Below are 14796 nucleotides of genomic sequence, written 5' to 3' on the forward strand. Positions count from 1 at the left end.
CCAAGCCCTATCGCTTAAACTTTGCTGAAACCTTGATTTCCAAGCGCTCCTCGCCAACGAAAAGACGATCACCGTCAACGCGCCTGTTGCTCTTGATGCTCTGCACACGCGGGATAGTGATAGCGCCTTTAGCAGCCAGCGAATGATAAAGCTGCATCCCCTTATAATCGCGGATTAAGCGATTAAGGTTTGCAATGAACGTGCGTCGAGCTTCGATCTTGCCAACATTCCAACCGGATTCGACCGATTTTTTCCATGTTTCCAGCTCTTTGCTGCCCTCGGCCTGAATGCCCTCTGGTGGCCGTGGATCTGATACCGGCAACATAAGATAGTCCATCCAAGACGGCTCGCGGATAGCCAGCGATGCCGGCTTGACGATCTCATAAGATCCAATGGACAAATAAAGGAAGTTAGAACCGCCACGCTCTTGAATATTATTGGCTTCACCAATGACAGGCGGGATCACTCGACCGCTGCCAAGCATCAAGTAAAAGAATGGAAAGCGTTTATCCAAGACGTTTTGATAGCGCGATTTAAGCAGCGCATTGATACGAGCCGCTTCATATGAAAAGCCAGCGCGCACACCAACGCCACGAGCTGCGTCATTTAATGCGCTGTTGCGCAGATTTCCGTCATCCATAAACATACCACGAGAACGGTAAAAGCTGGATTTCGGATTGCTGACCTCGGCCAGCGAAACTACTTCGTCGCGCTTTTCCTGCTGTGTCGGCTGCAATGTGTCAGGCAAGACCTGTAGCGAATTATCTACCGCCGCATAACTCGCCGCCTGTTCATACGGAACAGTTCTTTTTCCGGCTGGTGTAGCCGAATTTTTAGCAGGCATATCACCACGCGGCGGATTTACTGGCTTATCTGGATAGCTATCATGCGAGATAATTTCTGAATTATTTTCTGAAATAACCGGAGCTGGAGCCGGAATATTAAGCGGCTTAATCTGAATTTTTGCGACTTTACGACCACTATTAATTGAGACTGGATTATCCAGATTACCAGCCAGAACCGCAAAATTGCTGACGCTATAAGACAGAATCAAAGCTGCATAAAATGCAGGCTTTTTGAGAATACCAGCACAATTCCATAAGGAATAAGCTTGGGATTTATGCGAATTAAATAAGAGCGACATGATTAATCCTCTGCATTATTCCAAATATTTTCCAGCCAAATAGGAACGGAAATATGTGGATTTATGGCGATTGAATTATCGGAAAAAGTGAATTTAGCCGGAGAAGAAGCAACAAGCTTAGCGATTTCCTGATGCTGGTTGTCAGTTAGTTCACCGCTCGAAACGAGAGTGAAAGGCTCTCCAATGATCTCACTGGAAAGCAAAGAAATGATCTGCTCGAATGAAAGGGAATGATCGCGCAACGATACAAAACTCCCCTCATCCCAAGCCACCGATAAGCAGCCCGAAGACGCAACCGAGAACGGCGAATGTTTAAGCGCTTCGATCTCCGTAATGATGCGGATCGGTGAGCCATTATCGGAAAGTGGCTCGCGGGGATAATCAGAGGCCACCCCATCACCAGAGGAAATCCTATTAAGAATTTCAGGAAGGCTCACCGAACCAGTTGAGTAACCGGGCACCAATACCCGAACCAGACCATCACTATCTCCCCCGCTCTGGAGAGAATAAACGAGACTGCCAAGCATCAGATAATCGGGCCAGCTTTTGAAGAACGAGAAATTCGGTTCGCCTGCCTTGAAGTATGCAAATGAGGCCAGCCCCTTATTGTTATAATCAGGCCAGCAAAAACTCACGGCTCCCTCTGCTTCGGAATAACCAAACACCACGCTATGAGGAACGGAGCTGACATGAACGGCTCCCCCCTCCCCCGCTTCCACGAACCAAGCAGCATCCGGCAAAACCATCACGAGCGGCGAAGCCGAAGAATGGATTTTCTGTTCTGTATGGATGGTCTGATCTACATGTTCTACATCATCTAATGTAGATGCATCGTTTTCAGGATCAGTCGCATTATCGACGGCATCAACTTCACCAGACGGCTTCGCCTCCAAAGCGTCCAGCTCGTCCATAGCGCTCATTACATCATCGCTATCGGTCGCGGCTTTGGAAGTGCGTTTGCGAGCCATATCAAACTCCGCGCAAAGTAGCCGTCGCGGTTGACCCGGAAAGAACACCCCGGCGTGACATTTCGTTTTGCAGCCACTGGTTCAAATCATCAGGACCGGACTTAGGCTGACCCGTCGTCGCGCAACCAAACAGCACGGCGCATAAGCCAAGCACAATCAAAACACGCGCAGATTTCAGAAAATGATGCATTGCGAAGGCTCCCTAAACTACCGGGGAACAATAGCCCAACAAGGCACCAATAGTCAAAAAAAATCGACAAACGAAAAAGTAGTAAAATACGCCGCGATTACCGCGATAAAAACCGCAAACAATAGCCCAACAAAACGCAACGAAAAAATATATAAAATGCAATCTGGATTATAACTATCCCCCCTGTTATCATGCCTCCCATGAAATTGACGAATAACGCGCTGGATTACATCTTTGAAGCTAATGAAAAGAGCCGAAATGCATATCGGCGCGAAGGCTTGCGCTTTATCCGTTCCACTGCCAGAAAAACGAAAAGTCGCTCAATAACGGACATTGCAAATACGTTGAATAATCACGTATCGGCACACAAGCTGTCACGAGCGAGCTACCGACATTATAGAAACTCGATTGCTTACACACTGGCGGAAGCTGAGGGAGCTGATGCTGCTGTGCTTTTCAACAGGCACTGCCGGACAAACATCGAGCCTCCAAAGAACACAAAAAAGCAATATCGAAAGCGCGTCCCTGAGAAGGTGGTTTCGTCTCTGATTAAACTTGCAGCTCAACACGATCTCGCATCTTATCGCTTCATCGCTCGCCTTGTTTTTTGCATGTATTATACAGGGGTGCGTCCGGGCGAATGGCGATCAGCTAAGTACGATCCAGCCACAGGCATCCTGACGGTTCAGAACAGCAAATATAAATCCACCGGCAACCTTAAAAGAGGCAACGGACAAGAGCGCTGGCTTGACGTTAAAGGCCAGAGCAACAAGTCGCTTGAAGCCAATATCATTAAGCTCATAAGCGAAATGAATGGTGTATCTTGGGAAAGCAGGCAAGGCTACGCATCAAGAACATTGAAGAAGATGCTGGCTGCTCTGATCGCTGAAAAGACAATTACGACATGGTGGCGAAAGCTTCGGATTTACGACTTCCGGCATCAGTGCTGTGCGAATCTCAAAGCAAAGTATCCGCAGCAACCTTCTATGGTTGCGGCCATGATGGGACATTACTCGACAACCACCGCTTATGTTCACTACGGTCAGAGACGCCACGGCAAAGCGAGTAATTCAATCGTCGCACCAACAAAAGAATCTGAGTTTCTGGTGAGCCGTGCAAGCCTTGACAGGCTGCGCCGCAGAATGGCCCCGTCGAGAGAAAGAAAGCCGCTTAGCGTTGAGTTGCGAGGGACCAATTTGAATATGGTTCAGAAGCAGCTCGAAAACGAAATTAGCCTTCCCCTGCCTAAAACCGATAGCGGATTTAGCCCCGGCTAAGGGGCAATCTCGCTATCGCACGAAAAAGGGAAATGACCGCTCTTATCCAATTGGGCTGTAGGGCATTTCTTCGATATATCTAAAACACTGACGCTCGCATCGACGCTGGCGTTTATCATTGAATTGCGCCTACATTTTTGCAAAACAAATCGCAAACAATTCGTTTTAAGTTTGTTTGTGTTTTGTAAACATATTGTTTTGCCTCAATACCACCTTATTCAAATACGCAAACATTTTGTTTATTTTTTGCAAACAATTAAATTACTAATTGCTTACTATCTGTTTACAAATTAAATCATTGCTAGTTGCTTTGTGCATTTATTTTTGTAAGCAAATCAATTACATTTTGTTTTCACTTTAATTACAAATTTGTAAACTTTTTAAAAACACTTCGTTTTCTTATTGTTTGCCATTTGTTTGTTTTTTGTAAATAAATCAATTGCATTATACTTATGTTTAAATTCATCGCAAAAAACGTGTTTACATATTGTAACTTTTTTGCTTGTTATTTGTTTACAAATAAAAAATAAGTGTTTTCGCAAGTTCATTCCTATTATTCAGCGTTATCGATCCATACTCTTAAACAGATTGTTTGCACCCTGTTTTCTCTATGCAAACAGATTGCTTTCAATCTGCTTGCAATTTGTTTGCATAAAAAAAGCAGCATAGAAACTCTCGTTTCTACACTGCTATCGGTTCCAGCCTCGTGGTTTACCGTGTTGCGAATAGCGATCCGGCAGTCTGTGAACCATTATAAGGCGTATCCGCATAGAACCCTCCAGATTTACGCATAGAGCCTACTGGCCGCTTAATACCGATATACTCGGCATTAGCGATCCAAGCGTCTTTGCGCCCGTTTACGGCCCGTATAAAGGCGTTCTGCTGGAGATTGCGAATACCACGCCTGCGCTGTTGATATGTCGATATGACGTTGCCGTCATAATCGCAAAGATCGCTCGAATCCGATGCTAGAAAAACAAGCACTTCCTCTGGCTGATCCTGCTTATAACGGATTGCATTGAAATAAGTGAGAAGTTGCAGCATCCGCAATCCCGATTTATCAAGAACGGATAGCCGTTTCATTCCGGCAGGCGTGAAAACAATATCGGCTCGCGGGGCAGGGGAGCCTTGCAAGCTGTCGATATAGTCAAACATAGCTTCATCATTGGTATTGTAATGATTATCCATTACCACCGCCTGTATCATCCAATTCGCTCAACAGAATAGCTTTTAGACGCTCTTTCAACGCTTCATCGTCGTTAACGCCCAAAACCTTCCGTAATTTCAGGAAGCTTGTATAGTTTTCGGCTACGGCCTGCAAATCACACTCAAGTTGATCTAACATCGTCACTATCGTAACCATGAGATTACCAACCGCGCCACGTTTAAGTTTGTAGCGATCTGCTAATTCATCAATCTTCGCTATATGCTCGTCTGGCATACGGAAATTGATGATCTGATTATATGCTTTCGCCTGCTTCTTTATATCAGCATCTACACCGGCTACATCATCCGATGTATCTTTTCGCGGTCTGCCTCGACTGCGCTTAGTGACAGGTGCAACTTTTTGCGCCTTTGCATCTTGCTCTGCCTGAACCGGGGCAGGGGCCGCTTGTTGGGTCACAAGCGGCTGAGTTTCAACGCGCTTTGGCGCGTCCTCAACGATAGGTGCCGGAATAGTAACTTCCTCAATTGGAGCGATAAATACCGTAGGATCGTCGTTTTTAACCGTATCTTCTGCCAATTTCGCTACTTTTGCAAAATCGTCCGGCGTGGTCTTCTCAAGGACTGACCGCTTGCTTCTTTGTGAAAACCCGCTGAAATCCGGCTTGGCAAATTCGCCGTGTTTGTTGTTCATTAGCTTGCCCCTCTCGCCAAGCTAGATGCGTTTTTTGCATCCAAAAATTCATTAATTCGTTCTATTTCCTCGACAATTTCTTTCATCAGGCAATTTGCGACTGAAACGGTCTTACTCACGTCCGAAGCGTCTTCGGGGGTGAGCTGGTGAAAGAGTTTTCCCTTATCCAAGGCAGCTCTTAGAGCCGTGCGGCGGTAGAGTTCTGTCGTAAACACAGGGGCATTGGAATCCTTCGCCCGTTGGCGCAGTTCCTTTGTCAAATTTGATTGGATCGCAATTTCAGTTTCAGACCAGAGGAACTTAATTCGCTCGTAGTCCATATAAAGGTCTTTATACTCGGCTTCTTCGCTGACGTTGCTTAAGCGCGTATATGTTGCAATTGCCTCGCGCCAGTCTTTGCCGGAAAACTTCAACGGAATGATGACCATATCGCTAATCGTGCCTGCTGTGATCGCCAAGCGCTCAATTGCGCCTTTTGTATCTATAAGCACGAGATCAGAGGTTTCATTCGCAGTCTTCGCGGCCTCATAGAGTTCAGCGACATTAAAAGCCGTAACAAGGCGAAGGCTCTCAGGCAGTCCAGCCCCGGTAATTTGGGAATCTTCTTGAAAGCCTCTCCAGAAATCCGTTGGATCGGTATCGATGATGGTGACCTTCATACCCATCGCCAAAGCACGATCAGCCAGACAAAAAACGGCAGTTGTTTTTCCGGCTCCGCCTTTTGACGACATAAATGTGATCACTGGCATTCGTTTCTCCTCACGCCTTTCGGCAGCATTGTAAAATTGGACTTGTTTTTTATTTGTTTACAAAAGCCATACAAATAAATGAACGACAATGCAATTAATTATAATTCTCAATTCTAAATAGTTCATAAACGCGCTGATTTATAGCCTCTTTTCATGGCATTTAAGGCCTGCTATTTCAGATTTTTGTAAATTCGTAAACCATTGTAACAGCATGATAAAACACGCAAGCAATTTGTAAACTATTTGCAAACAAATAACTTACAAAAACAAATACTTTTTGTTTGATAATTGTTTTCATATTTGCGAACACATTAATAACATTGAATTTTTCTGTTTGTCGCCATTAAACTTTTTACATTTATTTCTTTTTTCGATTCATGATGATTTTACGCCTATATCGTCATGCATATTTGATAAGGTACGGTTTTTATTTGATAATATTTATTCTTGTGAAAAATCCCTCGTCGTGTTTATTATAAAATAAACCACGTTCGCGTTTGATTGCCGCGTTCGCTTTGTGCTGTTTCATAATCTTAGTTGTCATTCAGAAGGAAAAGTTGAATGAGCCTCGCAAATCTTACTTCGCGCATTAGTGAAAAACAGAAGTCCGCCTCTGAAAGCCGGGCAAATGTCTTTGACGCAAGAAACGTCCTCGCCAAAGTCGAAAGCTATGACGGCAATTTCATCAATGTAACAACGGTGAGTAGTGGTGAAAGCTTTCGTGTCCGTCTGGCTGATGCAGAGGAGTTTGCAAAAGGCTATGTGCAGGACTCACGGCTTTCCGATGAAGAAAAGCTTGGAGTTGCACAGAAGCGCATCACTAGCCGCCCAACAGTCAACGATATGACGAACCCGCGCAAACTGGTTTATATGCCAGTTGACGGGACGATTGAAATTGAACGGCCACGCAAGATCAATAACGGCAATGATAACGACTTCTATTGTTCGTGGATCAAGGGCATCAGCAATGATCCTAAGATTGAGGCCGTGATTGAGGGCAAAGTCAGCTACATTATGCGGACTGAGCGTTCACGTCCTGAGCAAATCAATCAGAACATTGCACCTGATCAAGACGTTGATCGTGATCGTCAGTATTCTATTGCCGTTCTTCAGGATGGCCTGACGCAAATTTTGCAAACCACAAATATATCATCGCAACCCGATCTGATCGAACAAAACCGCAAAACCATTAATCAGATGATGAGCGGTGTATTGTTGGAACAGGATGGCTTCTCGAATGGATTGACGGCCCTCAAAGATGGCAGCGGAAATCCCGTTGAAACTAACGGGGCGCAAGCAATGTTGGCTCTGGAGCTGGAAGACGGCAAAGTCTATTGCACTCCATTGCGTTACGTAATTCCTGACCCACAAGTGGACGGCAATTTCATCGCCTCTCCTGATGGCATTATTGGTTATTTGGACAGTTTGGAGGCCAGCAATACCAAACTTTCTATGGGCTCTCTTAAAGATATGGGGCGCACCATATGTATAGCCGCTGCATCCGTAATGACTGGCTACGATAAAAAGCTCCCCTTTGCTGACGCGGAAGCAGAAGCGGTGTTTAATGCCGCTGTCCAAGACATTAACGATGGCAAGGTGAAGGCTGTTGTTACGCCGCAAGTCTGGTTGCGTCCATTGAAGTCAGTAAAGCTTGCAATGACTGACTTGAACATTACCAGTGAGAAAAACGCCGGGCGCCAAAAAGCCTATACCAATCAAGGCTATTTCGACGGCAAGATTTGCCTGCGCACAGAAACGACTAACGGCCTACGCATGACCAATGCGAATGCTAAAATTACCTTTTTTGATGCTCAAGCGCCTCGTGGTGACTACAAACCACAAGGCATCATTACGTTGATGGAGCACTGCATACAGGAAGCTTATAAAAATCAGCCGGTGCAAATGGAAAACAGCATTGGAGCGGTAAAATACGCCGTAATCGAAAAAGACACCTTTATCGATGATCTAGGGCACGAGGAGTTTGTTGGGTGGATTATAAACGGCTATACCGATGATCCGGGTGAGTATGACCGTCTGAATTATGGCCCTGAAAAGGAGTATCGGGACGTTGTAAATCTTGCACGCGCACAAGGATATGAAGTTCTAACGCAAGACCAATTGTTACAACGGCATAACCAATTCGAAGGTTCTATCTCTGGTTTCGATGATGACACCTATGAAGATTATTCCGGGCCCTCTGGTCCTTAATCCTCACACATCATCATTGGTTTGACACACCCAAGGGGCACCTCCCTTTTGGGGCGTCGGAGATTAGATCATGTCCGCATCTTCATCAAAAATACTCACCCCTGCGCCTAATATTCTCGATGATCGTATGGCCGGGGTTATTTTGCCCGATAGCGTCACGGGTCAACCGCAGCAAATTATTATGGTCCACTCAGGACAGCGCAGAGCCAGCTTTATGCTGGCAGCGCGCAAGTTTAAGCTGCTTGATAAGGCTACGCCTCTTGATGTGGGTGATCCACAAATAGAGGCTTTTTTATTGCCTGCGCGCAAACTAGCCCCTCGTGAGTTCTGGAAAGACGCCGGATTGCCGGATCATCGGATGAATGATCTCGCTTTATATGTGAACGTGTATGATCCTGTCGCGGTCGCAAGGAAGCTCAAAAGTTTTTTCATTCACTATCCTGATGCTGAAAAAAGCCTGCGCACGTCCGCATTGATTGTGAATCGGTTTGGCGAAGCCGTTATTGACACACCTTCTGGCCGCGCCGTCAGAACACGAGACAATCAGATCTTATTAGCTTCGGATCACGCTGATGAATTAGGCCGGTTTTTCCTGATTGATGATCAGGTAAGCCTACGCGAATGCGCAGCTCATGTTGCCGCTGCGATTCTGCGCGGCCAGAGCTTCACAGCCACGGAATTGAATACCCTTCTGGAGAGTTCAGCCGCAAATGAAACCGTTGAAATCGACACTATTCTAAAGGCTCTTTTCAGGGAATATCTTGAAGCGCAAATTGCTTCACGTCTCGCTATGCCAAAAGCGCAAGCAGCGCTGATTGCGACGAGTATGCGCGCCGAAGAAAACTTGCCGCGAATAGAAGGCGTCCGCACTGCCGAGCGGATGATGTTTCAGCAGTATTCGACGCCATTTCCTGTTGCAGCAGCACTCCAAACAGCTCTCCATCTTACAGAGAACGACCGCGTTCTTGAGCCTTGTTACGGCAATGGCACACTTGCGTCCTATGCTGTTGGCTCCGGCGCGTCTGTAACAGGTGTTGAATTGCAAAACGGTCGGTTCAGACGCGGGAAAAACGCGCATCCAAACACGACAATGCATGAAGGCAACTTCCTTGACGTGGTAAGCACTTTGGACAGTGACTTTTCTTGCGTTATTGCGAATCCTCCATTCGACAAGCTGGAGAAGCCAGTCGATATTCCTATTGGCGCGGGGTTGAAGTTCAATACCACGCGACTTGAATGTGAAATAGCAGTCCGGGCACTGGAGAAGATCGAAGCCGGGCCGGATGGCCGAGCGTTCATCATTTTGCCAGCCAATTTGATGCAGCCGAACGAGCTGACAGCATCAAATGATCGGTTCGATACTTATGTTCGTATGGCCTTTGAAAAGGTATCCGCCGTTAATTTGGACGGTGATCTCTATAAGAAAATGGGGACTACCTATCCCGTGTTGCTTTACGCATTGGAAGGCAAGCGCGAAGGAAGTGATTATCTTTCATTGGCAGAAGCCTTTGAAGGCAAGCCAGCATCAATTCCAACGATCAAGACATGGGACCAGCTTTTCTCGTGGTCGAATGAATTTGGCGCTGATCGTGCTTTGAATGCACGAGCTGCCAGTAAGGCCGCAGCGCCGAGCGCTCCAGCTCCCACTCGTGCCAAAACACCAACACCAGCTCCGCAAGGGCCAAGCGGTATCGCTCCTGATAGAGACGCTACACGGCCAGCACCAGAACAGGCGCGACCAAGGCCAATGCCACCGGAAGACCAATCAATTATACCGGAAGCCCCAACAACGATTGATCAGGAATCCGAGCCTACCAGCCCGGAAAACAATAATGGCTTTGAACTGCCGGAAGTCGAGCTTTTCAACGATTTGGAGGATGACGGCTTTACAATGCGCTATGTCGCCGGTTCGCAGACTGGCGAAGCGACAACAGTTGTTCAAAAATCCTTGCAAGGCTTGATTGCGCAGTCTTTGCGTCAGATTGAAATGACAAATGACCAGTCGATTGACGAGTTTGTCATGGAGCGATTTGGCTTCGCATCGCCGGATGAGCTTGCCAGTAGATTTTCGCCAGAACAGATCGATGCGCTCGCCATGTATCTTGAGCAAAAGAAAAACAACGGCGGCTTCCTTAATGGCGATCTAATGGGGGTAGGGAAGGGGCGCTTTATTGCAGGCTGCGCCTATGAAGCACAGAACAACAATGAAGCCTTTATCTTCATGACCGAAAAGCCAGCGCTTTTTCAGGACTTCTTTGCGCGTGACCTTGCACATGTCATGGGAGAGCCGATTGAAAAGCTATTGGAAGACCGTTTAAAACTGGCGGTTTTCAATAAAGACAAAGCGGCAATCAAGAATGCAAATGACGAGATTGTCCACGCAACCAGAGATACGGAGCTGAATAGCTGGAGAGATATTGGCTTGCCGTCTGATCTGAATGCTGTCGCGCTTTCCTACAGCCAGTTTCAGACCAGCTCCGGGGGCTGGAAGTTGGAAGTGCTAAAGGACTTTGTTGCAGACAACCATGCACGTGGCCGCAAAGTCACCCTGATACTTGATGAATCCCACAAGGCGGCAGGCGAAGAATCTACCACAGGATTACGAACGACCGCCCTTGTTGATGCGGTTGACGCAGCCGATGGTACGGTCGTTTATTCATCGGCCACCCCGCTAAAAAGCGGCAAAAATATACGCCTTTACAAGAAGGTTCTGCCTGAAACTGGCCTTTCAACCGATCAGCTCATGGCAATCATCGAGACCAACCCTCTCGCGTTGCAAGAAATCCTTTCTATGGAAATTGCGCGTGAAGGGCGTATGATCTCGCGTGAAATAGACTCGACGAATGCAATCCGTGAGTTTCTACCTCTTAGCGATGTAGACATTGAGCGAATGGCTTCTATACGCGATAATGTAGATCGTGCTGCTGAGCATCTTTCAAAACTGGTTGAGCTTGCTGAAACAATCCATAGTTTTGCAAGTCAGAAGGCCACCCGCATGTATGCGGGGAACATTTCATCTGACGAGAAAATCCGTGTTGAAACCATTTCACCGATCTCGCAGTTTCATCATTATTCGCAATATCTGATGCTGGCTGTTAAGGGTGCTTTCTTGAAAGACATGACGGCTCATTCCCTGTTAGCAGGGGGAAAGGTCGTTATAGCACTGGAAAACACCGGCGACGCTTTGTTGGAAAGCGTTATTACTGAACAGATAGAGCACGGCCAAACGGTGAATGGTTCGGTTATTCTTGATGAGCTGCCGACTATGGGAACCGTCTTAAAGCGGATGGCTGATAGTCTGACGAAAGCGAAGATCGTTGATGGGCTTGGTCAAAAGCAGGAAATGGACCTGCCAGAAGTTGCAGAGCTTATAAGCGACTTCAAACGGGCAGTGGATGCGACAGATTTTGGACATTTGTGCGTTACGCCTGTTGATCGCCTGCGCACGGAATTGGAAGCCGTAGGCATCCCGACCGATGAAATTAGCGGTCGCAAGCGTCGATTTGAAATAACCGACGATGGCAAGTGGAAGATTGTGCCTTGGTCGCAGAAGGATAGAAACAACGCTGTCCACGGTTTCAACAATGGCCGCACCGACGTTATGTTTCTCAATGGGTCAGGAGCAACGGGCATTTCTATGCATCCAGCTCCTGCGAATGGCCGAGATTTGCGTCCACGCACCATGATCAAGGCGCAGTTGCAGCGTGAAGTCACTGCTGAAAGACAAATTGAAGGCCGTATTAGCCGATATGGTCAGGTGCATGTGCCGCGGTACCTGATCCCTATGTCGGGCTTTGCGGCGGATGATCGCTTGTGCCAGCTTTTCAACCGCAACAATCGGAACCTAACAGCCACATCAACAGCCTCGCGTGAGAACAAATCCAACATCAGCGAAAGCTTGGATTTGCTCAATCCTGTTGGAGAAATTGTTGTTGCAAAGTATCTGATGGAGAACATGCGCGTTGCTAGCTTCCTTGGGCTTGATCCAACATCAACGGATGGCACTCTTGCGCGTAAGCTTATGGGGCGTCTTGTCTGCTTGCCTATTGATACCCAAGAACAAGTTATGTCGGCTCTCGATTCCGGTTTCCAGATGGAGATTGACGCGCTTTCAGCGCGTGGCATTAATCCTCTGAAATTGTCGTCTTATGACTGGCGAGCTATTATTGATGCAAAGGCTACCCTGACCGCTGGTGATGATAATTCATCCCGTATGGGCGACCAGCCAATCAAGCTTGTTACTCTGCGCTTTAAGGAGCGCGTGTTGCCTCGCTCATTCGATGAAACACAAGGTTTGGTCGATCAAGGGCGTACCCGCTGGTTTGATGAAACGGTCGGCCGTATTTTTGGGCCTGACGAGCATGTTGCAGCCGACGATTGGCTTGCGCCGGAGAATAGCAATTTGCTGCTTGATCTTGATCATCCAATTTTTGATCAGAAGCTAGGCCGCAGTACCTACGATCTTCTGACTGGCGGCAAAATTGAATCTACGGATGCGCTCGAAATCCTTAACAAGATCGCGTCTGATAATGGCTTGATTAATGGTTTGTACGTGGATCATAAGCCGACCCGCTATGAGGACTATCCAGTCCGAGCGGCGCGCAACGAGGCACTGATTGCCTTGTCTAAGGTCGCTATCAAAGATAGCGGCATGACGCCTAACGAAATTCAGGTTCTCCGCACTGCGCGGCAAAGCCTGTTCTTGGCGGAATGTGTTGAGCATTTCAAAATTGGTGGTGTCGTCGCTCTACCTCAAGAAATATGCGGCTCGCTTTCCTCAACGGCCATAGGCCGGGCAAGCGCCATGCAGAAACATGATATTGATCTGCTTACCTTGGGTGTGCCTGCAATTGTTACGGGCATATCAGGCCCGTCGAATGGTGATGGCCGGGATATGCTCAACCTTGGCGAATGGCACATGCATATGTCTGTTCCGGGCGAAGAAAGCACAATATCGGTGTCGTTCGCTTCGCTGTATGGTGGCTATATAAACTATCTGGAAAATGCTGCCGCCGAACCTGACAAATACCGGGCGTTGAGCTTTGATACGATTGTCACGGTTCTTGCGGACCAGTGGACAGGCGAAACGCCGTTCGCTGGTTATCTGGATATGCCGCAAATTCTGTCAGATGGATGGGCTGACCGGGTATTATCGCATCCAGTGACCCATGAAGAACGTTTCAAGCTTCTGTTTGATCAGGCACCGGCTGGCGAAGTGAACCGGGAACGCTCTGCTATAATGGGCAACCTGTTTCTAGGCATTAAGGTGGCCGGTAAAGCTTTTGCTGAAAAGATCGTTTTCACGAACGAGCTTGGGGAAAGCCAACATGCCATATTACTCAAGGGCAACCAGAGGGAATTGCTCACTGGTTTGAAGCTGCAAGCCGGGGCACTGCCACGGCCTTTAACTGGTGTTGATCAGGCTGGCCGGGCGGTAGCGCTGATGCAAACATATGCGGCGCTACATAACACTTCATCACTTACGGAAGTCTATAACAGGCATGGCCTGAATAGCGAACGCATCAATATTGTGATCCACAACCTCTGTCAGAGCTTGCGTGAAGACTATAGCCCGGAGTTTAGAGCAAAGGTATCAGAGCGTTTGCCAACAATCCTTGAGCGCTTGGCAAAGTCGATTGTCTCAACTGCACCATCTTTCATTCTTGGCGGTTCAGAGCCGTTAGGTCTGGATAGTATCGCCATTGAGCGCGGCAACGTAACCAACGCCGAGTGCTGGTTTGATTTGTCGCGTGACGAAAACAGGGAAACAGAGGGGCTAGTTAAATTGGCGGCTGGCTTGGGCGATAAGTCGTTCATGCTTACTCCTTGTGCCACCAATAAGCATAACGATCCGATCCTCGTCTTTGGTCGCCGTAATAAGCTGATCAAAGACAATTTTGAGAGGATTGTAGAAAAGTCTTCAAACATGCTCGCGATAACGACGAATGGGCGAAGGGGTTACAAGATGCGTGGGGCACTGGCGACAGCTCCAACGCTAACCGATCACTATCCTGACCTGATCCATCAAGCGGTTCAGGAGCATATAAACAAGCACGAATATTCACTGGTTGCATATGGCGGCATCCGTGATTTGGACATAGCTTGTTCAGCCTTAGCTTACGAGATCACGCAGGAAGTTCTCAAAGAAAAGAACATTTCTCGGAGTGCAGAGCGTGAAAATGAAACTACGGAAAACACTCAAGACATTGAATTTACAGGATAATTTACGCCGTGAAAGAACGGAATAAAAAATATGTCAAATTTTGACGTATCGAGCGAATAAGCGTAATGTGCAGAATCATATTCTCCAGCAAAACCATTAATTGATTTTGCTGTAATTTAGATGGAGCAGGATGAACAAACGAAAAAGCCCAGCGGAATAACCACTGGACCCATTCGGAA

General features: G+C 47.3%; 9 protein-coding genes. 3 read left to right on the forward strand and 6 right to left on the reverse strand.

Annotated elements, in window-relative coordinates:
- Positions 1-7 precede the first annotated feature (7 nt).
- The 3 genes from OIV19_RS18300 to OIV19_RS18310 are packed head-to-tail and all read right to left on the reverse strand — an operon-like array spanning position 8 to position 2302.
- Positions 8-1144, reverse strand: coding sequence for a type IV secretory system conjugative DNA transfer family protein (locus OIV19_RS18300; protein ID WP_264232704.1), 1137 nt, complete (start codon positions 1142-1144; stop codon positions 8-10).
- A gap of 2 nt (positions 1145-1146) precedes the next feature.
- Entirely contained in the window at positions 1147-2112 is a 966-nt protein-coding gene (locus tag OIV19_RS18305; RefSeq protein ID WP_264232707.1) for a hypothetical protein, read from the reverse strand.
- 1 nt (position 2113) lies between these two features.
- Positions 2114-2302, reverse strand: a complete 189-nt coding sequence (locus OIV19_RS18310) for a hypothetical protein (RefSeq protein ID WP_264232708.1) — start codon at positions 2300-2302, stop codon at positions 2114-2116.
- Between the two features lie 344 nt (positions 2303-2646).
- Between OIV19_RS18310 and OIV19_RS18315 the strand changes: the two genes are divergently transcribed.
- Complete coding sequence (locus tag OIV19_RS18315; RefSeq protein ID WP_264232711.1) at positions 2647-3579, forward strand: site-specific integrase; 933 nt, start codon at positions 2647-2649, stop codon at positions 3577-3579.
- 711 nt (positions 3580-4290) lie between these two features.
- Here the strand turns inward: OIV19_RS18315 and OIV19_RS18320 are convergent.
- Genes OIV19_RS18320 through OIV19_RS18330 form a run of 3 tightly spaced genes read right to left on the reverse strand, consistent with a single transcriptional unit; the run spans position 4291 to position 6186 of the window.
- Positions 4291-4767: a hypothetical protein gene (locus OIV19_RS18320; protein ID WP_264232713.1), complete on the reverse strand. Its 477-nt coding sequence runs from the start codon at positions 4765-4767 to the stop codon at positions 4291-4293.
- Positions 4760-5437: a hypothetical protein gene (locus tag OIV19_RS18325; RefSeq protein ID WP_264232715.1), complete on the reverse strand. Its 678-nt coding sequence runs from the start codon at positions 5435-5437 to the stop codon at positions 4760-4762. Before OIV19_RS18325 ends, OIV19_RS18320 begins: the two co-directional genes overlap by 8 nt.
- The gene (locus tag OIV19_RS18330) at positions 5437-6186 is read right to left on the reverse strand and encodes a ParA family protein (RefSeq protein ID WP_264232717.1); all 750 of its coding nucleotides are present in this window, start codon (positions 6184-6186) and stop codon (positions 5437-5439) included. The genes OIV19_RS18325 and OIV19_RS18330 overlap by 1 nt, the downstream gene beginning before the upstream one ends.
- A gap of 561 nt (positions 6187-6747) precedes the next feature.
- On the opposite strand from OIV19_RS18330, the gene OIV19_RS18335 reads away from it, so the two are divergent.
- A complete protein-coding gene (locus OIV19_RS18335; protein ID WP_264232719.1) occupies positions 6748-8394 on the forward strand; it encodes a hypothetical protein in 1647 nt (548 codons plus the stop codon).
- A gap of 70 nt (positions 8395-8464) precedes the next feature.
- Complete coding sequence (locus tag OIV19_RS18340) at positions 8465-14617, forward strand: strawberry notch-like NTP hydrolase domain-containing protein (RefSeq protein WP_264232721.1); 6153 nt, start codon at positions 8465-8467, stop codon at positions 14615-14617.
- Positions 14618-14796 lie beyond the last annotated feature (179 nt).

The sequence above is a fragment of the Brucella sp. HL-2 genome (genome assembly GCF_025846885.2).
Classification (GTDB): domain Bacteria; phylum Pseudomonadota; class Alphaproteobacteria; order Rhizobiales; family Rhizobiaceae; genus Brucella; species Brucella quorumnocens.